Origin of the sequence: uncultured Kiloniella sp. (assembly GCF_937128705.1) — a bacterium.
Classification (GTDB): domain Bacteria; phylum Pseudomonadota; class Alphaproteobacteria; order Kiloniellales; family Kiloniellaceae; genus Kiloniella.
Genome location: NZ_CAKZMP010000236.1, coordinates 1 through 21,485, shown reverse-complemented (window position 1 = coordinate 21,485; position 21,485 = coordinate 1). Strand labels below are relative to the sequence as shown.

Here is a 21,485-nt window from a genome sequence, read left to right as displayed (position 1 = left end):
CCGGAACTGAGAGCAAGAAATCAGGTTGAGAAAGTTATCTCAATCATCATGATGGTCTCGTCCCTTATTGCTATTCTAACGACAGTCGGCATCGTCTTCTCCCTGATCTTCGAAACACTTCGTTTTTTTGACAAAGTGCCTTTCTTTGATTTCCTTTTCGGCACGCACTGGAGCCCACAAACAGCTCTACGAAGTGATCAGGTTGGTGGTTCAGGTTCTTTCGGTGCAATTCCGCTTTTTGCCGGGACGATGCTGATCACATTTATCTGTATGACTGTTGCCATTCCTGTCGGTCTTTTATCTGCCATCTATATGTCTGAATATGCCGGAAAGAAATTCCGTGCATTTGCGAAACCAGTTCTCGAAGTATTGGCAGGTATTCCAACGGTTGTTTATGGTTTTTTTGCAGCTCTGACTGTTGCTCCTTTCTTTCGGGAAAGCGGTACCCTTCTAGGACTAAGCGTTTCATCAGAATCAGCTTTGGCGGCTGGCATGGTTATGGGCATCATGATCATTCCCTTTATCTCATCCCTTTCAGATGATGTGATGAATTCTGTACCGCAATCACTCAGAGACGCATCTTATGCCATGGGTGCAACGAGATCCGAAACCATTACCAAAGTGATTATTCCCGCGGCTCTTCCTGGTATTGTAGGTGCCATACTTCTTGCGATGAGCCGAGCAATCGGCGAAACAATGATTGTCGTCATGGCAGCTGGTCTTGCCGCAAACTTAACGGCCAACCCTTTGGAAGCAGTTACCACCGTTACGGTTCAGATTGTTACTCTTCTCGTTGGTGATCAGGAATTTGATTCTGCAAAGACACTCGCTGCCTTTGCACTGGGATTACTGCTCTTTGTTGTCACCCTTACTATGAACGTTGTGGCCCTTAAAGTGGTCCGTAAATATCGTGAAAAATATGACTGATAACACGCCACATCTCAAAATAAATCCCAGCTTGCTCAAGCGACGCAACGCGGCTGAAAAACGATTTCGTTTTTATGGCCTAGCTGCTGTCATGACCGCTGTGCTTGTGCTTTGCCTTCTGCTCACGTCTATTATTTCCAAAGGCTACACAGCCTTTCAGCAGACCTATATTCTAATGGACATCCGACTTGATGCCGAAACCATTGATCCTAAAGGAACCAAACGGGTAGAAGACCTCGCGGCTGCCAGTTACAAAGGGTTACTGCGCAGTGCACTAAGAGAACAGTTTCCTGGAATTGAAGGCCGTAAAGCCAAACGAGCTCTTTATGGAATCGTCGGGTCATCAGCAGAATTCGATATCCGAAACGCTGTTCTCGACAACCCAAAATTGGTTGGAACAACCGCAACCATTGCCGTCAAATCATCAGATGATGTTGATAGCTTTTACAAAGGTTATATCCCGAGAGATGTTCCAGAAAGCAACCGCAAGATTAAGGACCGCGAACTAGCCTGGCTTGATACCCTGTTCGAAGATGACCGCATTATAAAAAAATTCAATATCAATTTTTTCACTAATGGAGATTCAAGAGAGCCGGAAGAAGCGGGTATTCTCGGGGCTGTAATTGGCTCACTATATACCTTGGCGATCACACTAGCGCTTTGCTTCCCAGTAGGTGTTCTAACCGCTATCTATCTGGAAGAGTTTGCCCCGACCAATAAATGGACAGATCTTATCGAGGTAAATATCAACAATCTTGCCGCAGTCCCTTCCATCGTCTTTGGACTTTTAGGGCTCGCTATCTTCTTGAACTTTATGGGATTACCAAGATCTGCCCCGATTGTTGGTGGTATGGTTCTCGCCCTGATGACCTTGCCAACCATTATTATTGCATCCCGTGCCGCGCTTAAGGCTGTACCACCATCCATTCGTGAAGCCGCCTTGGGCATCGGCGCTTCAAGAATGCAGACTGTTTTCCACCATGTGCTCCCACTCGCAATGCCGGGGATCTTGACCGGAACCATTTTGGGTATGGCGCAGGCACTTGGTGAAACCGCGCCCCTTTTGATGATTGGTATGGTTGCCTTTATCGCAGATATCCCAGGATCAATGAGCGATGCGGCCACTGTCCTTCCCGTACAGATTTATCTTTGGGCAGATAGTCCAGAACGTGGATTTGTCGAAAAAACATCAGCAGCAATTATGATACTGCTGGCCTTTCTCATCGTCATGAACGCAATCGCAGTTATTTTGCGCAAACGCTTTGAGCGTCGTTGGTAAGCAAGGAATAATAGGAATGTCCTACGCTATGGATATGCAAAATTATACGACCCAATCTGAAACCGCTACCTCCGAGCCAAAAATCATGGCACGAGATGTAAATGTTTTCTACGGCCCCAGTCAGGCACTAAAATCCATACAGCTGGATATTGGTGCCAACGAGGTCACATCCCTGATCGGTCCATCCGGTTGTGGTAAATCAACCTTTTTACGCTGCCTCAATCGCATGAATGACGTGATTGAAAATTGCACCGTTGAAGGGCGCATAAGTCTGGACGGTGTCGATCTTTACAATTCCGGTCTCGATCCCGTACTTCTCCGGGCACGTGTCGGGATGGTTTTCCAAAAACCAAACCCCTTTCCAAAATCCATCTTTGACAATATCGCCTATGGTCCTCGCTTGCACGGAACTGTAAGCACCAAAGACGAACTGGATGAACGCGTAGAAAAAAGCCTCCGTCGCGCTGGTTTATGGGATGAAGTGAAAGATCGTTTGGACAAACCAGGCACAGGCCTTTCCGGCGGACAGCAGCAACGCCTTTGTATTGCGCGTGCTATTGCAATTAATCCAGAAGTAATCCTGATGGATGAGCCATGCTCTGCTCTGGATCCAATTGCAACTGCAAAAATTGAAGAACTTATTGATGAGCTTAGAGAACGCTTTACAATCGTGATTGTAACGCACTCTATGCAACAAGCAGCCCGTGTGTCTCAACGAACAGCCTTCTTCCATCTGGGAGAATTGGTCGAAGTCGGAGAAACAGATCGTCTCTTTACCAGCCCACAAGATGATCGTACCCAAGGTTACATTACGGGAAGATTCGGGTAAGGAGGATGGATATGCCAGAAACCACAGACCACATCGTCAGCTCGTTTGACAAAGAACTTCGTACCATTCATGAGATTATAATTCGCATGGGTGGCATGGCAGAAAATCAACTGTCCGAAGCCGTCGATGCGCTTGTTCAACGCGACAGTGCAAAAGCTGAACTCGTCCGTAAAGAAGACGCAAAAATCGATGCCCTGGAAGAAGAATTGGAAGCCGCTGTCATTCAGTTGATTGCCTTGCGCCAACCCGTTGCTAACGATCTTCGGGCCGTCATTGCAGCTTTTAAAATTTCGTCTGATCTTGAACGTATTGGCGATTATGCAAAGAATATTGCCAAGCGCAGTATTGCAATCAACCAAATGCCACCACAAAAATCCGTTACCAGCATTATGCGGATGTCCCGGTTGGTCCAGGAAATCGTCAAAGATACCCTTGATGCCTTTTCCAACAGCGATAAGGACCGCGCGATAGATGTGTGGCACCGGGATGAAGAAGTTGACGAAATGTACACTTCTTTGTTCCGCGAACTTCTGACTTACATGATGGAAGATCCACGGAATATCGGCGCCTGTACACACATGCTCTTTATCGCCAAAAACATCGAACGCATGGGCGACCATGCAACAAATATAGCTGAAACTATTTACTATTTATCGACCGGCGAACGTTTGGAAGGTAAACGCCCTAAAGGGGATCGCACCGCTTTTCAAATCCTTACCCCCGATGACGGGGAAGGCGAAGTAGAAATTTAATGTAATGGAAAAAAAGGACCTTTCCATGAAACCCTTGGCATTAGTCATTGAAGACGAAATCGCACTGACAACGTTATTACGCTATAACCTTGAAAAAGAAGGATTTCGCGTCAATGAAGCACATGATGGCGAAGAAGCCCTTCTTCGTGCAAAAGAAGAAGCCCCGGATCTAATTCTTCTGGATTGGATGCTCCCGCTTCTATCAGGCATTGAAGTTTGTCGCCAGCTCCGTCGTCTGCCAGAAACCAAAGATGTGCCAATCATCATGCTAACAGCACGCGGTGAAGAAACAGACAAAATAAGAGGTCTGGATTCAGGTGCCGATGATTACATGACGAAACCGTTTTCACCTGCTGAGCTGGTTGCGCGTATTCGCGCCATCATGCGTCGAAGCAAACCGGAAACAGTAACCGAAGCACTTACCTTTGAAGACATCAACATGGATTTGGCTGCCTATAAAGTTTATCGCGGTGATCGCGAAGTTCATTTGGGTCCAACCGAATTCAAGTTGCTCCGCCACCTGATGCAAAACCCTGGGCGTGTCTTTAGTCGCGAACAGTTACTTGATTCAGTTTGGGGCCACGATGTGTACGTTGAACCCCGCACAGTAGATGTTCATATCAGACGCCTCCGCAAAGTCCTGAACGAAGGTACTGAACAGGATCTAATTCGTACGGTCCGTTCCGCGGGCTATGCTCTGGATCGCGCCAAAGCAGCTTAATTAAGCTACTTTAATATAGAAATAGCCAATAATCCGTCTCCTAATGTTTAGGATGTAGGTTATTGGCTATTTATGGTTCACCACTAGAAAAGATTGTTTATAAAAGCTTTTCAATCTCACTCCATGCCTGCTCTGACGTAACCTCGGAAATATCATCACTGGGCGAGATAACGGGCTTAATCCAGTCAGAGTACGCGAAGTAATAGCTTTTGATAAAAATTCCCACCGCAGGCATGCTCGACATCGCCGCCAAGTTAAGACCAAAGCTATCGTTGCCTACGTAGAAATCACAGGATTGAAGCAAAGCATGACTATGGTGAAGCAACACCTTACGGGTTGTCAGGTCAATAAATCGGTCCGGGCTAGCGGTATTATCCAAGATACCTTGGGCAATCGGGGCGACATCACCAGCGCCAAACAACAGAATTTGTCCGGGATAATTTTCCAAAAGACGCTCTGCAATTTCCGAATATCCTTTGACACCCCATTGCTTATAGGCTGCGCTGGCATTAATACCCAACGCAATCATTTTTGGTTTTTCTGGCAGTCCAATTCCCTCGAACGCAGCCTTAACAACATGTTCGGGTTGCCGAAACCTGACATCACTATAATCGTAAGAAATACCCACATCATCCATGACCATAGCAGCATGATGCATGAAAGCTGGTAAGGGGACCTGTTTCGGCGTCAACGTCCCCTTGTTGAGGAAAAAACGGTTCCAGGAGCCTTTGAAGAAATACCCATAACGGTTTTTGACACCCGCCATCATAATCGCGAATGAAATACCTGTCGATTTATGAAAAACAAATGCCGTATCAATCTTTGCCGCTTTCGTTAAACGACGTAACCTGCCTAGATCAGCTTTCCCAGAAACGTCCTGATCCTTGGCAATAGGTAAAACCTGACTAACCATGTCAATTTCTGAGAAAAGTTCACTGATTTCCCGCCCTTTTTTACACGCGAGAACAATCGACTTTCCTTCAGACTTTTGTTGGATAGAACGAATAAACGGCATATGGAACAGAGTGTCACCTAGCCCACCGCCAGTTACCACAAGTGTTTTACCCAATTCTGACATTACTGGTTAAACCTTATTGATTATTCTAGATATTAATCCAGCCGCAACTATACTCAAAGAGCTTGCTAAAGAAAGATTAAAGCTGCATTTCTTAAGACGATTGACGAGTTGATATTCCTTGGACCGCAATATGACGGTCACTTTCCAATAGCGCCTGAAACCGCTTTGGATTTAGACTTTCTTTATCCGCACGCTCAGGAATAGACCTACTATGATAAAGATGTAAAACAGGTGAACAATGGTTCGCATCAATTCGTTGTATACCGCTTCTGATCAATCTGACGGTAAAGTCTGAATCTTCTAGTCCGTGACCAACATAGCTTTCATCAAATCCATCGACCTGGTAAAAGTCATCTCGCCAAACACCTAGATTACATGTTTGAACCTTGTCCCAACTTTTAGCTTTCTTTTTACGGGTACTGCTTGATTGCGGTAGAGGTAAAAACTGAAAAGGGCGATTACACTGACCCGTCAATCCCATGATAAAAAGAACCCAGGAAGGCCAACGGAAAAAATTTGATCCCTTTTTGAGAGCTTTAGACGTAAAACCCTGTTTTAAATAAACTCTTCGGCCAGCTATAAACCAATTTTTCTCTGCTAATTTTCGGTGCGATGCAATAAAAGAAGGCATCAGGCAACAATCACCATCAATAAAGATTAGATAATCTCCTTCCGCCAACGCAACAGCACCGTTTCGCGCGGCTGCAACACGAAACCCGTTATCTCTATGCCAAAAATGCTTTACTGTTATTTCTGACGTATTGGAAAAGTTTTCGATTAACTGTTTTGTATCAGGGCCAGATCCATCATCAGCGATAATAACTTCAAAGTTCTTATCTATCTGGTCTTCCAAAGACCTCAGTACAAAGTCCAATGCTTGCGGCCAGTTGTATGTCGTAATAATCAAACTGATCTTCTTCGCAGAATGCATTATGGGTCTCTATATTGCGCTATTAAAATAAGTAAAAATTCAAAACCTTTGTAATAGAGACAATGTCTTTTGCCAAACCCCTTATTTTTGTACCAAAGGATTTCTTTTGGAAATGTTTTCTATATCATAAGAACAACATTACAGGAGAATACGTGTGACTCTATCCCCGCTAAATATTGCTCTCTGGGCTATAAATCTGGAAACACCCCTAAAGTCTCTTGCAGATTGGATAGAGATTACCAGCCATCGGATGGAACAGGCTAAAGAGCAAGGGGCGAACCTATTGCTCATGCCTGAATATGTTTCAGAGCAATGGATGTCCTTTGCCCCCGCTGGTATTGCACCCGACGAAGAAATTCCCTGGATGGCAACGCAGGCAGCAGATGCGATTGATCAGCTAAAAGGCTTAGCGAAAACACATGAAATGGGTTTATTAGCAGGAACCTTTCCTGTTGCAATCTATACCAAAGACGAAGTCTCTGACTCGCCCGTCAATGATAACAGCGGGTATTACAACAGAGCCCATCTGTTCTTGCCCGATGGACGTTATATCACACAGGATAAGCTGTGCCTGACCCCAAGCGAACAAGATCCCCAAGCATGGTGTTTGACACCGGGGAGCAAAGTAAAGGTTTTTAACTGGCAGGGGCTGCGGATCGCCATCCTGATTTGTTTGGATGTGGAAATGCCGGCTTTGTCCTCTCTGATAGCCGATCACGATATTGATTTGATCCTTGTCCCATCGATGACATCAAAACTTGCGGGCTATAATCGCGTTTTTGGCTGTGCAAAAGCTAGGGCCATTGAATTACAAGCTGCTATTGCCGCTGTCGGCCCAATCGGTGCAACACGTTTCCTGGGTAAAAAAAGGCAAAACCAAACCTCTGCCGCCGCTGTCTACATTCCCTGTGAAGAAAGCCTTGGACATATTGGGGTTGCCACCGAAATTTCACCGGCGGACACCACTGTTGGGCAGGGACCTTTGATCGTTGCCAAAGATGTACCCTTTGCGGAAATTCGCAGGTTGCGAAACGGTACAGCAGAAGTTTGGCCAGGTGCTTGGGATGCAGATCATATCTTTGTCGAAGAAGAATAAAGTAGGGGCCTAATTTACCTGTTTGATCAGCTATCCTTGCCTTCGATATGTGTTCAACACATACCCCACAGAACAGACAAGGCGCAGATTAGATATTTTCTAAAGTAAATAAATTTGTTAGAAGCGCGCCAGCATAGAAACATGGCGACTTTTTCCAAGAGGTAAAGATCGCCCTTAATTCGGTCATTGGGCAATCCCCATGGCCTTAAAGAGATCCGATCGGATACCAGATGAAAGCCTACAATTTTTGCGACCCGAAAAATATCAAAGCTGATGTTCTCTCGGGATTAACTGTTGCTCTTGCCCTTGTACCAGAGGCTGTCGCCTTTGCTTTCGTGGCACAGGTCGATCCACTGGTTGGCCTATATGCTGCCTTTATTGTCGGTTTGATTACCTCATTAATCGGGGGACGTCCGGGAATGATTTCTGGCGCCACAGGGGCACTCGCCGTTGTTATGGTCGCCCTAGTTGTTTCGCATGGGGTACAATACCTATTTGCCGCCGTGGTTCTGATGGGTATCCTGCAAATTCTTGCTGGTATCTTCAAGCTCGGGAAATTTATTCGTCTGGTTCCACACCCTGTAATGCTTGGCTTTGTGAACGGGTTGGCCATTGTCATCTTCCTCGCCCAGCTATCCCAGTTCAAAGTGAACCCGACAGATCCCAGTAGTGAATGGCTGAGCGGTGCAACACTTTATATCATGCTCGGTCTTGTTGCCCTAACAATGGCAATTAGCTTTCTCTTGCCAAAGGTTACAAATCTGATTCCGGCACCATTGGCTGCCATTGCTGTGGTCACTGCGGTTGTTATTGGTTTCGGACTTGATATTCCAACCGTTGGTAACATGGCGTCTATCGCAGGTGGTTTGCCAGAGTTTCATATTCCAAGCGTCCCCTTCACGCTTGAAACTCTCTATATTATTTTTCCATATTCACTTATCCTTGCCGCTATTGGCCTGATTGAATCGCTGCTAACCCTGACCTTGATTGATGAAATCACCGAAACCAAAGGTCGCACATCACAGGAATGTATGGGGCAGGGCGTTGCAAATCTTGTGACCGGTTTCTTTGGTGGTATGGGTGGCTGTGCCATGATCGGCCAGTCCATGATCAATATTAAATCCGGTGGTAAAGCGCGCCTCTCAGGTGTTGCGGCTGCGGTCTTCTTGCTGATCTTCATTCTATTTGCTTCGGATCTTATTGAACTTATCCCGCTTGCCGCACTGGTCGGGGTGATGTTTATGGTCGTGATCGGCACGTTTGAATGGTCAAGTTTCCGCATTCTCCACCGCATTCCAAAATCAGATGCTTTTGTATTAATTTTGGTTTCTGGTGTCACAGTTTATAGTGACCTTGCCATTGCCGTTGTTGTCGGTGTGCTCGTTTCTTCCCTAGTCTTTGCCTGGAACTCAGCCAAGCATATCTATGCACGCGTCGGCACTACAGAAGACGGCAAGACAACAGTCTATGAGATTTCTGGCCCATTATTCTTTGGGTCAATCAGCTCGTTCCGAGACCTTTTTGATCCCGCCAATGATGCTGATGATGTGGTCGTGGACTTCCAGAACGCCCGTGTTTGGGATCATTCAGGCCTAGAAGCAATCGACGGCTTGGCTGAACGCTACACCCGCAGAGGAAAAACGCTGCACCTGCGTCATCTAAGCCCTGATTGTCGTCATCTGCTTGAGAAGTCTGTCAGCATGGTCGAAGAAGATAAAGAAGGCGATCCACATTACGGCATCTTTGTTGATTACAACGAAATGTACCATGAAGATGATGAAATCGCTGATAAAGCTCAAAAGGTGTAAGCCTCAACCGCCATAACCTACTTAAATAAAGAGGGCCTTTGCCCTCTTTATTTTTTATCTTTCAAATTCTGAGGAAAAACATAATCATATTGGCAGATGTTTGCATGGTCACGTATGCTTTGTGTAAAAACACTATCATCAAGTGTTAAATTTTCTCGAAATACAGATCATATAGTCGTTCACGGAAATTCAGTGCACTGATTGAGAAGCAGTCATCATGAGCAATAGCACCCAAAAATCAGATCCTCAGATACTTGTAAGCGCCTGCCTGATGGGAAAACCAGTGCGATATGATGGGCGATACGCATCCCAAGGGTCAGAAAAGCTCCATCAACTCCATAAACAAGGACGCATTGTCCTGCTTTGCCCTGAAGTTGCCGGGGGACTGCCAACCCCCAGAGCACCCGCTGAACGCATAGCTAACCTTATACAAAGCCAAACAGGCGAAGATTTCACCAATGCCTTTACACACGGGGCGAAAAAAGCACTTTCCCTGTGCCAGAATCACAATATTAAAATTGCCATTCTCAAAGAGGGCAGTCCCTCTTGCGGCAGTGACTTTATCTATGATGGTTCCTTTACCGGAACAAAGATCAATGGCGCAGGTATTGTCACAGATCTGTTACGTGCCAACGGCATTTCTGTTTTCAGTGAACATAACATTGAACGTGCTCTTGATCTCGCAAACATATAAAGAGTTACAATAAATCATACACAAAAAATAAATTTCCTCTTTTACGTGCAATAAAGAATGTTACACTAAGTTCTCTTTTTGTTCCATTCAGGTAAAAGTAGATGACTGTTCAGATCAATACCGTCTCTTTTCAGGGGATCGAAGTTCGGGACATCGAAGTTCAAGTCCAGTTATCAAGTGGGTTACCCGCCTTTCACATTGTCGGATTGCCAGACAAAGCCGTCGCAGAGAGCCGAGAGAGAGTCCGCGCAGCCTTAACCGCAATCGGGCTGGCTCTTCCGCCCAAAAGAATCACAGTAAACTTGGCCCCGGCGGACCTACAGAAAGAGGGGAGTCATTACGACCTTCCCATAGCACTCGGTATCCTTGCCGCCATGGAAATTGTTCCCGCAAGTGAATTAACGACCTACCTTGTGCTGGGTGAACTGGCTCTGGATGGAACCATACGGGCTGTAAACGGTATCTTACCCGCTGCTTTACAGGCGCTGGCAAGTGATAAGGGTATAATCTGCCCTGAAAGCCAAGGCGTGGAAGCCGCATGGGTAAAAGGATTGGAAATTATTGCTCCCTCCAGCCTATTAGCGCTCACAAATCATATCAATGGGCGCCAAATACTTTCGGCGCCCAAAACAGTCCTGCCCCACCCAGAACCAGACCGTCGGCACCTTCCGGATCTAAGGGATGTAAAGGGACAAGAAACGGCTAAACGGGTGCTTGAAATCGCTGCTGCCGGTGGTCATCATTTACTTTTCAATGGTCCTCCCGGTTCTGGAAAATCAATGCTTGCTTCTCGACTGCCATCAATTTTGCCAACGCTGTTACCAGAAGAAATTTTAGAAGTCAGTATGATTCATTCCCTTGCTGGCCTGTTAAAAAATGGCACGTTAGAAAGCTTACGTCCTTACAGAGACCCTCATCACTCGGCCTCTGCGCCCGCCATTGCAGGTGGTGGTCCCAAAGCAAAACCCGGAGAGATATCATTGGCACACAGGGGTGTTCTCTTTCTCGATGAACTTCCAGAGTTTAACCGCAACGTGCTCGAGACGTTACGCCAGCCTTTGGAAACTGGCAAAATCTCCATTGCCCGAGCAGAAGCCCATATTACCTACCCTGCACGCGTTCAGATGGTTGCTGCGATGAATCCCTGTCGTTGTGGCGAAGTCGACCCTGTAACTCAGATCTGTGCCCGAGGGCCTAGGTGTAGCACCCAATATCAAGCCCGTATTTCAGCCCCACTTTATGATCGCATAGACCTCTATCTCGACGTCCCACCAGTTAGAGCATCTGATTTATCTCTGCCGCCCCCTAAAGAAGGCAGCCACGATGTTGCACTGCGGGTCCAGACTGCGCGTGATATCCAGACACAACGATACGCTGTCTATCCAAAGCAAAACCGTCCCCATTGCAACGCCGAGGCAGAAGGGGAAATTCTGGATAGAATTGCTTTCTTGGGGCCCAAGGAAAAGGAATTGATGCAGCAAGCATCAGAAAAATTCAAACTTTCGGCCAGAGCCTACCATCGTGTCCTTAAAGTTTCACGGACCATTGCCGATCTCGACAGTCAGGATATGATTCAGACGAAACACATTGCCGAATCTCTGCGTTATAGAAAGCCCAAAAAGTAGTAGCTGTTATGTGAAAACTGCGCGGGAAAGAATAAAGCTAGAAAGCTTTAAGCTTAATAGAGGCCCACACACAGTTATCTTTGCTTGGCATGCAATATGTGCCCTTTAATCGTCGTTTCCCCCAAAGCCTTACGAGCTTCGAGACGGTGAACCCCTCGCAACAATACATAACGACCTTTGCCCTGACGAACGCTTATAGGGTTCTGTTCCTCCTCGTCCATTATCTTGTCAGCCGTAAGCTTTAATTTTTCAGGGTCAAGTTCTTTACGGCGATCAGCTGGTACATAAATCTCGTCTATGTTTAGGGTATGAACCTTCATTATTTTATTTCTCCCTACCCTTATCAATCATTCTGATTCGTCTAAACATTATAGCTTTTACCGCCATTTTTTTACTAAGGGGACGAAAAATTTCTCTAAAATAAGTGAGACTCCGCATGAATCCACGTTTTTACGACATGTATTTCTAACTAAATTTCAACTTTAAGTTTGTGAAAAGTATAATTTTCAAATTTTCATAAAAACAACCATGATCCATAACTTACTGATTCACAATATAAATAAAATTTCTCTAAAATTTTACTAAAATCACGCTCAACTTATGCTTATAATTAATAACTACTTGTGCGTTTGTCCCACATAATTTCAACAGGACTCGCAATGTTAGCAATAAGTAAAATCAAGTCATTCCACTCAGAAGAAGCAAATGATACTGGTTTATGCCAAAGCCTCGTAAATAACTGTCCTTATGGCATGTACCGTATAGACTGTGACGGATGTTTTTCCACAGTGAATCCCGCTTATGCACGGCTCTTTGGTTTTGATTCGGTTGAAGAGTTTTATGAACACACACGATCACCAAATTGCCAGCTCTATACTGATCCAGACCTGCGTAAGAACCTTTATAATCAGGTTCAACAAAAAGATCAGCTAAGCCAAATCGTCTATCAGATATTCCAAGTCAACGGCACAACCCGGTGGGTAAAAGAACACTGCGTCGCGATACGAGATAAAAGTGGATTAATAATTGCTTTCGAAGGTTATGTAGAACCTGCGGATAAACAGGACGATTCAACTGAAACCTGCTTATTACCTGAGGCCAGATTTAGAGCTATTTTTGATCAGGTACAAAACATCGCAGTTCAAGGATACGATAAGAACAGACAAGTTATATATTGGAATGGGGCCAGTACCAATCTTTATGGATATACAGAAAAAGAAGCCTTAGGGAAAAAATTAGAAAACCTGATCATTCCTAATGAAATGCGAGATCACGTTATCAATGCACACCAGACCTGGCTCACGAAAAATACGCCGATACCTTCCGGAGAAATGAGACTAAAAAATAAAAACGGCGATCAAATACCTGTTTACTCCAGTCACGTCATGCTTTTAAATTCCGATCAAGAACATGAAATGTATTGTATTGATGTTGAATTAACAGAAATAAAAAAGATCGAGCGCGCTCTACGAATTGCCAAGGATCATGCGGAAAGTGCAAGTATGGCAAAAACCGCTTTCCTTTCGGCAATGACCCACGAACTACGGACGCCCCTCAATGCCATTATTGGCTTTTCCGAAGTAATGGAACAAAAAATATTTGGCGATCTGGGACACCCTCGATATCAGGAATACGTTAGCGATATTCACAATAGCGGTAGCCATCTCTTGGGAATTATCAATGATATTCTTGATCTTTCGATGATCGAATCAGGTGAACTAAGTCTCTGTAAAACGAGTGTCTGTCTTCGGACGACGATTGCTCACACCCTTCAGATCGCGCAGCGAAAAGCGATCAATACAGGTATTTCACTTCAAACAAATATCCCCAAAGATATTCCCCTTATTCTTATCGATGAAAGAAGTTTAAAACAGATTTTACTCAACCTGGTATCTAACGCGCTTAAATTTACCAATGACCAAGGTGTCGTCACCATCAGTGCCAACTATTCAGAAGAAAATGGCTTTAAAATCCACATTGATGACACTGGTATTGGCATGAGTGAAGCTGAAATTAAGCTGGCACTGCGCCCCTTTACCCAGGTTGACCACAGCCTAGAGCGGAAATATGAGGGAACAGGGTTGGGACTACCGCTTTCAAGATCACTAACCGTTATCAATGGTGGGAACCTAAAGCTGACAAGCGTCAAAGGCACAGGGACAAATATTGTCCTTCATTTCCCGGCAGATATGGCAGTATGATTATTGGTGTTGTACACGACATACAAAAACGGAGGCAATCATGCCTCCGTTTAAAATTAAACTTCTATCCTAGAGATTGAGATGGAAAGTTAATTAAAGCATCCCCCAAGATCAGAACCACCAAGCAAATGTACATGATAATGTGGCACTTCCTGGTGCGCATGAGCTGCGTGGTTTGAAATAACGCGATAACCGGATTCAACAATGCCCTTTTCTTTCGCAATCTCGCCAATAGCTCTGTTCAAGGCAACGATTTCATCAGCCGATGCTTTTTCATAAAAATCAGCAGATGAAACATAAGGCCCTTTTGGGATAATCAAAATATGAACTGGGGCCTTACGGGAAATATCATTGAAAGCGAAAACATGTTCATTTTCAAAAACTTTCTCACAAGGAATCTCGCCTCTAAGAATTTTTGCAAAGATATTATTTTGATCATAGGCCATTGTTATTATTCCTTTTAAGTCCGAGCACTATATAAAACAGCAGCCTAAATGATCCGTCAAGATTACCTGTAGATCCAGCTACACCATAAGATCAGTATTTTATACGAGACGCTTTCTCGGCAATACCGGAAATACCCTTACGACCTTCCAGTGCTTCCCAGACATCGCATGGCTTTACGCCTCTCGCTTCCCAAAGAACTAAAAGATGATAAAGCAAATCAGCTGATTCAGCCGCAAGCTCTTCTTTTGAGCCGCCCACAGCCTCAATAACGGTTTCAACAGCTTCTTCGCCAACCTTCTGGGCAATTTTATTCACACCCTTTGAGAACAGGCGTGCCGTATGTGAATCATCTGGATTATCATCTTTACGACTGACTATAACGTGGTGGAGTTCATCTAGAATATCTGCCGAGAGTTTCTTTTTCGCCATTTGTCTTATCCAATATTTATCTAGACAGCTCTAACAGGGACACCTGCCTGTGCCATATGTTCTTTCGCTTCTGCTATACTGTAGGTACCAAAGTGGAAGATCGATGCCGCGAGAACCGCAGTTGCATGACCTTCTTTAACCCCATCAACCAAATGATCAAGGTTTCCAACGCCACCAGAAGCAATCACAGGGATACGCACAGCATCAGCAATCGCCCGGGTTAGCGGTAAATTGTATCCCTGCTTGGTACCGTCACGGTCCATAGAGGTGAGAAGCAACTCGCCTGCACCATACCGTTCCATCTTTTGCGCCCATTCAACCGCATCCAGACCTGTTTCCTCGCGCCCGCCATGCGTGAAAATTTCATACTTACCCGGTGCAACCTGTTTCGCATCAATCGCAACAACAATGCACTGAGAGCCAAACTTTTCACTGGCTTCTTTGACAAATTCAGGATTGGTAACAGCGGTTGTGTTGATGGAAACCTTATCTGCCCCTGCAAGTAACAGACTTCTGATGTCTTCGAGTGTTCGAATGCCACCGCCAACGGTCAGGGGCATAAAGCACTCTTCAGCCGTTTGCGAAACCACATCCAGCATAATGTCCCGCTTTTCATGACTTGCAGTAATATCCAGAAAACAAAGCTCATCAGCGCCCGCTTTGTCATAAAGGCGTGCCTGTTCAACCGGATCACCAGCGTCACGCAATCCAACAAAATTCACGCCCTTTACAACGCGTCCGTCTTTCACATCAAGACAGGGAATTATTCTTGCCTTAAGCATTTAACTCTCCGGAACTTCTGAGGTTTTCACCCCGTATATCAACTGTAATATCGAGCGGTTTACTGCCGATTACAAATGACAGTTTGGTTATGTCTTCAAACCACATTATTTCGCTTCGATAACACCAGAAGCAATAGAAAGTGCTTCTTTCGCATCAATACGACCATCATAAATGGACCGACCGCAAATCACTCCTTCAATCCCCGCATCTTCAACCAGCTTCAACTGTTTTATATCCTCAACCGAAGCAACGCCACCAGATGCAATCACAGGAATAGAAATTGCCCGCGCCAAGTTTGCAGTTGATTCGACATTACAGCCTTGAAGCAAACCATCACGATCAATGTCGGTATAGACAATGGCGCTAACACCAGCATCTTCAAACTTACGCGCCAGGTCTGTTGCTTTTAGATCACTGGTTTCTGCCCAGCCCTCGGTCGCAACCATGCCACTGCGCGCATCAATCCCGACAACGATTTTACCCGGGAACTTTTTACAAGCTTCCATAACCAGTTCTGGGTTTTTAACAGCCACAGTACCGAGAATAACACGTGTAACCCCAGCATCCAGCCACTGTTCAATGGTCTTGATATCACGAATGCCACCACCAAGCTGGGTTGGCATGGAAACAGCCTTTACTATATTTTCAACGGCAGCGCGGTTCACCGGCCGGCCTTCAAAGGCGCCATTCAAATCAACCATGTGCAGAAATTCAAATCCAGCGTCTTCAAACTCTTTTGCTTGCGCTGCAGGGTTAGTATTAAAAACGGTCGCCGTATCCATTTCACCTTTCAATAGACGAACGGCTGCCCCATCCTTCAGATCAATTGCCGGAAATACGATCATGGTTCTTTATCCTCAGGAATTATTCAAAAGCTTGCTGTAATAGTGTCCAGCAACCCACTGGTCATCTACCTTGGCGTAGCTGTGTTGCGTGCCCCAACGTGTGAAACCCAGTTGCTCATAGACACGAATAGCCTGTTTCTGTGTTTCTCGTACATCAAGGTTAAGAACGCTCAACCGCCGTTCTTTTGCGGCAAGCTCGACCGCCTTGACCATCTGGGCTGCTAATCCGTGACCACGTGCCCAAGGGGCTAGAAAGAAGGAAGACAGCTGGCCGGAATGGGCCTGTGCTTCGTTATTCCGGGGCTGGCAATGCAGTTGGGCTGACCCACAGATGGTGCCATCAAGCCGCGCTACAAAAATTTGTCGTCCCGGTATCAACAGCGCGCCGCGCCAATGATTTTCCAGTGTATCGCGTTCGGGAACCCGCAGCCACCCAAAGCCACCGCCATCTTCAATAGCAGCTTCGGTCGCATCACAAAGATCATAGAGATCCGGTCCGCGAAATTCTGTTAGTTCGTTCACCCCGACAGTGGGGGCACGATCTGGCATAGTGGGCGTTGCGTTCATGGTTTCCACTTCAGGAAATTGGCAAATAAACTCAAACCAGCAGCTTGAGATTTTTCAGGGTGAAATTGAGTACCAATCAAATTATCGCGTCCGATAACAGCAACAACTTTATGACCATACTCAACTTCGGCAAGGATATGATCCCGGTTTTCAGGGATATAGTGATAGCTGTGGACAAAGTAAATATGCGTCCCATCTTCAAGCCCGTTCAAAACAGGGCTTTTTTTCAGGACACACAGCTCATTCCACCCCATGTGCGGGATCTTCAAGCTTTGATCTTCCGGATCCATTTTGACAACTTCGCCGGGGATCCAACCTAGGCCAGTGCAGTCTTTGTATTCCCGGCCAACCGACGCCATTAACTGCATGCCGACACACACCCCCATAAAGGGTTTGCCGCCTTGAATTACCTGTTCCTGTAGAACATCAACCATGCCCTCAGCAGCGTTCAGACCACGCCAACAATCAGCAAAAGCCCCGACACCGGGCAGTACAATACGATCTGCTTTTCGTACCTGCTCCGGATCACTCGTCACAACAACAGAGGTCCCCAGACCAGACTCGGCAGCAGCACGCTCAAAAGCCTTGGCGGCCGAGCGTAAATTTCCAGATCCATAGTCAATGATCGCGAGCGTCATTTTCAATGCCTCATCACGTTTACGTTGAAAAGTTTGCTATCAGCTCAGATTGATCAGAGCACGCCTTTGGTTGAGGGAACTTCATCTGCTTTGCGGGGATCAATCTCGATCGCTTCACGAATGGATCGTGCCAAAGCTTTAAAGCAGGATTCGACAATATGGTGATTGTTAAAGCCATGAATCTGATCCACGTGCAACGTCATTCCCGCATTAAAGGCAAAGGCCTGAAACCATTCTCGGAAGAGTTCAGTATCCATATCGCCAATTTTATCGCGATCAAAAATCACGTTCCAAACCAAATAGGGACGATTGGACAGGTCCAGTGCGACCCTGCTCAAAGCTTCATCCATGGGTAAAAGACAGGAACCATACCGACGAATGCCCTTGCGATCACCCAAAGCCTGTTTAAAGGCCTGTCCCAACGCAATGCCCACATCTTCAGCGGTGTGGTGGAAATCAATGTGCAAGTCACCCTTGGCGCGCAACGTTATATCCATCAAGGAATGTCGAGAAAGCTGCTCGATCATATGATCAAGAAATCCAACACCCGTTTCCACATCATATTTACCGGAACCATCCAGATTGATGGTTGCCGTAATTTGCGTTTCGTTGGTGTTCCGCTCGATACTTGCTTGCCGCACGGGGTATCCTTCCCAATGACTGATCGGATGCATTGACCCAAAAGTCCATCCGAAAATTGTCTAAATTGTCCTAAATTGTATAGACGACTAACCAGCTTTTTCGCTAGTAAATCCGCGGCTTTTGTAGCAGGTCAGCACCCTCTATGCCAGAGAGATTTATTCCATCATGCAGATTAAAACATCAAAGGTCTCTTTTTGACCAAAAACATTCTTGAATAGATCAAAGAAATGACCTTTTGGTGTGGTTGTCATCCCCTGCCATAGCTTGTATTACCTATGCCTAGAAAATTTGAACAATAGATGATTACGAAAACAGATTGCTGAAAAAGTATATAATTTCAACTTTTCTCAGCACAAACATACTTTTCTCGTATGATCATCCCTTGACGTGAAGCAGTGAATGGACCATTTCAAAACAATGTCTGAACACGATCCAATTAAATGGCGCGGCACGACGATCTTGTCTGTCCGCAAAGGTAACAAGGTTGTTATAGCCGGCGATGGCCAAGTGAGCCTGGGCAACACCGTTATCAAAGCAAATGCACGTAAAGTGCGTCGACTGGGCAAAGGCGATGTTATCGCTGGCTTTGCCGGGGCGACTGCCGATGCATTCACTCTTTTTGAACGTCTGGAAGCTAAGCTGGAAAGCTATCCAAGCCAACTGACACGTGCTTGTGTTGAAATGGCAAAGGATTGGCGGACCGATCGCTATCTACGCAGACTTGAGGCAATGATGGTTGTTGCTGATTCCACAACGTCTTTGATTCTAACGGGTAACGGCGATGTTCTGGAACCAGAAGATGGTCTAATGGGCATTGGGTCCGGCGGGTCGTTCGCCCTGTCTGCAGCAAAGGCGCTTATTGATATCGATGGTATGGAAGCAGAAGAAATTGCTAGAAAATCCCTTGGTATCGCCGCTGATATCTGCGTTTTCACTAATTCTAATTTGATCGTCGAAAGTATGGACGCCAAATAATGACCGAAAATAACACTCAACACACCAGCGCCTTTAGCCCGCGTGAAATCGTATCAGAACTAGATCGCTACATCGTTGGCCAAAATGAGGCCAAACGTGCTGTTGCCATCGCCCTGCGTAATCGCTGGAGACGTCAACAGCTTAGCGACGAGATGCGCGAAGAAGTTCTTCCAAAAAACATCCTTATGATCGGTCCGACCGGGGTTGGTAAAACCGAAATCGCCCGTCGCTTGGCAAAACTTGCCAATGCGCCTTTCCTGAAAGTAGAAGCAACCAAGTTCACCGAGGTTGGTTATGTAGGCCGCGATGTTGAACAGATCATTCGTGATCTTGTTGATGCGTCCATTCTGTTAACAAAAGAAAGCCAACGTAAATCTGTTCAGGCAAAAGCGGAACAGAATGCAGAAAACCGCGTTCTTGATGCTTTGGTTGGCGATGGGTCAAGCGAAGAAACCCGACAAAAATTCCGGAAAATGCTCCGCGAAGGGCAGCTGAACCACAAAGAGATCGAAGTTGAGGTGACCGATCATGGTGGCATGCAAATGCCAACCATGGATATTCCCGGTATGCCAGGCGCAAGCATGGGGATGCTCAATCTGGGTGATATCTTTGGCAAAGGCTTTGGTCAAAAAACCAAGAAGCGCCGTCTGAAAGTCGAAGAATCTTATGAGCTTCTGATGACAGAAGAAAGCGACAAGCTGCTGGATGAAGAAAGCCTTGTCCAAGACGCCATCCGCAATGTTGAGCAGAACGGCATCGTATTCCTGGACGAGATCGACAAAATCACCATCCGTTCAGAACGTTCCGGTGGCGATGTCAGCCGGGAAGGGGTTCAGCGCGATCTTCTGCCTTTGATCGAGGGAACAACCGTCAGCACCAAACATGGTGCCGTTAAAACTGATCATATTCTCTTCATCGCTTCCGGTGCATTCCACCTGTCCAAACCATCGGACATGTTGCCAGAGCTTCAGGGACGTTTGCCTATTCGCGTAGAGCTAAACGCCCTTAGCCGTGACGATATGAAACGTATCCTCATGGAGCCGGAAAACAGCCTGATTAAGCAGTATATTGCCTTGATGGGTACCGAAGAGCTAACACTTTCCTTTGAAGATTCTGCGATTGATGCCCTTGCGGATCTTGCAGCCGAAATCAATACGTCTGTTGAAAATATCGGTGCTCGCCGCCTTCATACCGTGCTTGAAAAACTGTTGGAAGAAATCTCTTTCACAGCAACAGACAGAAGCGGCGAAAGCGTGACAATCACGGCTGATGATGTGACAGAACAGGTATCTGGGCTTGCCAAAGATACTGATCTGTCGAAATTTATTCTCTAATTGCCCAAAACACAGGCAAGAACAAAGGAAAGACGATGAAATTAGGGTATCGTTTTATCACGGGTAAGGACGACGATAAGTTTTGCAAACGCATCTCTCAGGCTTTGGAAGATGGGTACCGACTCTATGGGTCTCCATCTCTGACCTTCAACGGCGAAGATGTAATCTGTGGACAAGCTGTTATCTGGCCAGAGAACAAAGAGCCTGAAGGCAAAGAAAAAGACGAAGCTTAAGCCAAAACTGGTGATCTTTTTTAGTCGATGACGCTACAAAATGCAGGTGGGACTTTCACCTGCATTTTTCTTTTCCATACAATGAATTCCGCACATAAAACCATCTAGAGCACAAACTCTTCATAGATAGTTCTCCGTAATTTTCTCTTCACATAAAGTTTATGGCTGGAACACTTGGCATTTACGGCCCACACGCCCCATATTCCAATAAGAAATGATGATAAAAGGATCTTGTTGCCATGAAGACCTATAAAAAAAATCAAGAGGCAATCGCACAGCTAACCCCCGAACAATATCGGGTGACGCAGGAAAACGGAACGGAACGACCCTATACTGGCGAATATTTGGAAAACAAAGAGGTTGGTATCTATGTGGATATCGTTTCTGGCGAACCCCTTTTTGCCTCATCAGACAAATATGAAAGTCATTGTGGGTGGCCAAGCTTTACCAAACCAATTGTGCCAACACACGTTGCTGAACTCAGGGATAGTACTCATGGAATGGAACGCGTGGAGGTAAGATCCAAACACGGTGATAGCCATTTAGGCCATGTTTTCACCGATGGGCCAGCCAATAAAGGTGGCCTGCGATATTGCATTAATTCTGCTTCACTGAAATTCATTGCCAAAAGCGACATGGAAGCAGAAGGTT

At 45.8% G+C, this 21,485-nt stretch carries 24 protein-coding genes; 14 read left to right on the top strand and 10 right to left on the bottom strand.

The features are described from left to right. The 5 genes from pstC to phoB form a co-directional block, all read left to right on the top strand. The coding region (gene pstC, locus Q0241_RS12340) for a phosphate ABC transporter permease subunit PstC (RefSeq protein WP_299377782.1) at positions 1-927 on the top strand (927 nt) is incomplete at its 5' end. After that, positions 920-2,206 (top strand): phosphate ABC transporter permease PstA, encoded by a 1,287-nt coding sequence (gene pstA / locus Q0241_RS12335; protein ID WP_299377780.1) that lies wholly within the window; start codon positions 920-922, stop codon positions 2,204-2,206. The genes pstC and pstA, both read left to right, overlap by 8 nt. A gap of 28 nt (positions 2,207-2,234) precedes the next feature. Continuing rightward, positions 2,235-3,035, top strand: a complete 801-nt coding sequence (gene pstB / locus Q0241_RS12330) for a phosphate ABC transporter ATP-binding protein PstB (protein WP_299377790.1) — start codon at positions 2,235-2,237, stop codon at positions 3,033-3,035. Between the two features lie 11 nt (positions 3,036-3,046). After that, complete coding sequence (gene phoU, locus Q0241_RS12325; protein ID WP_299377777.1) at positions 3,047-3,787, top strand: phosphate signaling complex protein PhoU; 741 nt, start codon at positions 3,047-3,049, stop codon at positions 3,785-3,787. 4 nt (positions 3,788-3,791) lie between these two features. Then, positions 3,792-4,508 carry a phosphate regulon transcriptional regulator PhoB gene (gene phoB / locus Q0241_RS12320; protein ID WP_082130429.1) on the top strand — a complete coding sequence of 239 codons (717 nt, stop codon included), beginning with the start codon at positions 3,792-3,794 and terminating at the stop codon, positions 4,506-4,508. A 97-nt stretch (positions 4,509-4,605) separates the two neighbouring features. On the opposite strand, the gene Q0241_RS12315 is transcribed toward phoB, so the two are convergent. Next, positions 4,606-5,586: a glycosyltransferase family 9 protein gene (locus Q0241_RS12315; protein WP_299377773.1), complete on the bottom strand. Its 981-nt coding sequence runs from the start codon at positions 5,584-5,586 to the stop codon at positions 4,606-4,608. A 91-nt stretch (positions 5,587-5,677) separates the two neighbouring features. Beyond that, on the bottom strand, positions 5,678-6,517 hold the full coding sequence (locus tag Q0241_RS12310) for a glycosyltransferase family 2 protein (RefSeq protein ID WP_299377770.1): 840 nt from the start codon (positions 6,515-6,517) through the stop codon (positions 5,678-5,680). Positions 6,518-6,671: 154 nt separating this feature from the next. Here Q0241_RS12310 and Q0241_RS12305 point away from each other — a divergent pair, with 154 nt between their 5' ends. From Q0241_RS12305 to Q0241_RS12290, 4 genes are all read left to right on the top strand, one after another. Next, positions 6,672-7,613, top strand: coding sequence for a nitrilase-related carbon-nitrogen hydrolase (locus tag Q0241_RS12305; protein ID WP_299377767.1), 942 nt, complete (start codon positions 6,672-6,674; stop codon positions 7,611-7,613). Positions 7,614-7,843: 230 nt separating this feature from the next. Beyond that, positions 7,844-9,421: a SulP family inorganic anion transporter gene (locus tag Q0241_RS12300; protein ID WP_299377764.1), complete on the top strand. Its 1,578-nt coding sequence runs from the start codon at positions 7,844-7,846 to the stop codon at positions 9,419-9,421. 217 nt (positions 9,422-9,638) lie between these two features. Beyond that, positions 9,639-10,115, top strand: coding sequence for a DUF523 domain-containing protein (locus Q0241_RS12295; protein ID WP_299377762.1), 477 nt, complete (start codon positions 9,639-9,641; stop codon positions 10,113-10,115). Between the two features lie 101 nt (positions 10,116-10,216). Continuing rightward, positions 10,217-11,740, top strand: a complete 1,524-nt coding sequence (locus Q0241_RS12290) for a YifB family Mg chelatase-like AAA ATPase (RefSeq protein ID WP_299377760.1) — start codon at positions 10,217-10,219, stop codon at positions 11,738-11,740. Between the two features lie 74 nt (positions 11,741-11,814). Here Q0241_RS12290 and Q0241_RS12285 read toward each other — a convergent pair whose 3' ends face one another. Beyond that, positions 11,815-12,060, bottom strand: a complete 246-nt coding sequence (locus tag Q0241_RS12285; RefSeq protein WP_299377758.1) for a ParB N-terminal domain-containing protein — start codon at positions 12,058-12,060, stop codon at positions 11,815-11,817. Between the two features lie 339 nt (positions 12,061-12,399). Here Q0241_RS12285 and Q0241_RS12280 point away from each other — a divergent pair, with 339 nt between their 5' ends. Beyond that, positions 12,400-13,941: a PAS domain-containing sensor histidine kinase gene (locus Q0241_RS12280; RefSeq protein ID WP_299377756.1), complete on the top strand. Its 1,542-nt coding sequence runs from the start codon at positions 12,400-12,402 to the stop codon at positions 13,939-13,941. 89 nt (positions 13,942-14,030) lie between these two features. On the opposite strand, the gene Q0241_RS12275 is transcribed toward Q0241_RS12280, so the two are convergent. From Q0241_RS12275 to hisB, 7 genes are all read right to left on the bottom strand, one after another. After that, entirely contained in the window at positions 14,031-14,387 is a 357-nt protein-coding gene (locus tag Q0241_RS12275; protein WP_299377754.1) for a histidine triad nucleotide-binding protein, read from the bottom strand. Positions 14,388-14,478: 91 nt separating this feature from the next. After that, positions 14,479-14,817, bottom strand: coding sequence for a phosphoribosyl-ATP diphosphatase (locus Q0241_RS12270; protein WP_299377752.1), 339 nt, complete (start codon positions 14,815-14,817; stop codon positions 14,479-14,481). 20 nt (positions 14,818-14,837) lie between these two features. Further along, the gene (gene hisF / locus Q0241_RS12265; protein ID WP_299377750.1) at positions 14,838-15,599 is read right to left on the bottom strand and encodes an imidazole glycerol phosphate synthase subunit HisF; all 762 of its coding nucleotides are present in this window, start codon (positions 15,597-15,599) and stop codon (positions 14,838-14,840) included. A 105-nt stretch (positions 15,600-15,704) separates the two neighbouring features. Further along, on the bottom strand, positions 15,705-16,445 hold the full coding sequence (gene hisA, locus Q0241_RS12260) for a 1-(5-phosphoribosyl)-5-[(5-phosphoribosylamino)methylideneamino]imidazole-4-carboxamide isomerase (protein ID WP_299377748.1): 741 nt from the start codon (positions 16,443-16,445) through the stop codon (positions 15,705-15,707). Between the two features lie 12 nt (positions 16,446-16,457). Then, positions 16,458-17,012, bottom strand: a complete 555-nt coding sequence (locus Q0241_RS12255; protein WP_366941179.1) for a GNAT family N-acetyltransferase — start codon at positions 17,010-17,012, stop codon at positions 16,458-16,460. Further along, entirely contained in the window at positions 17,009-17,650 is a 642-nt protein-coding gene (gene hisH, locus Q0241_RS12250; protein WP_299377746.1) for an imidazole glycerol phosphate synthase subunit HisH, read from the bottom strand. Before hisH ends, Q0241_RS12255 begins: the two co-directional genes overlap by 4 nt. A gap of 53 nt (positions 17,651-17,703) precedes the next feature. After that, on the bottom strand, positions 17,704-18,291 hold the full coding sequence (gene hisB / locus Q0241_RS12245; RefSeq protein ID WP_299377785.1) for an imidazoleglycerol-phosphate dehydratase HisB: 588 nt from the start codon (positions 18,289-18,291) through the stop codon (positions 17,704-17,706). Between the two features lie 418 nt (positions 18,292-18,709). Here hisB and hslV point away from each other — a divergent pair, with 418 nt between their 5' ends. The 4 genes from hslV to msrB form a co-directional block, all read left to right on the top strand. Continuing rightward, the gene (gene hslV, locus Q0241_RS12240; protein WP_085901820.1) at positions 18,710-19,267 is read left to right on the top strand and encodes an ATP-dependent protease subunit HslV; all 558 of its coding nucleotides are present in this window, start codon (positions 18,710-18,712) and stop codon (positions 19,265-19,267) included. Then, a complete protein-coding gene (gene hslU, locus Q0241_RS12235) occupies positions 19,267-20,601 on the top strand; it encodes an ATP-dependent protease ATPase subunit HslU (RefSeq protein ID WP_299377742.1) in 1,335 nt (444 codons plus the stop codon). Before hslV ends, hslU begins: the two co-directional genes overlap by 1 nt. A 35-nt stretch (positions 20,602-20,636) precedes the next feature. Further along, a complete protein-coding gene (locus Q0241_RS12230; protein WP_299377740.1) occupies positions 20,637-20,834 on the top strand; it encodes a DUF1737 domain-containing protein in 198 nt (65 codons plus the stop codon). A gap of 239 nt (positions 20,835-21,073) precedes the next feature. Continuing rightward, positions 21,074-21,485: peptide-methionine (R)-S-oxide reductase MsrB (msrB, locus tag Q0241_RS12225; protein WP_299377738.1), on the top strand; the 412-nt coding region annotated here is incomplete at its 3' end.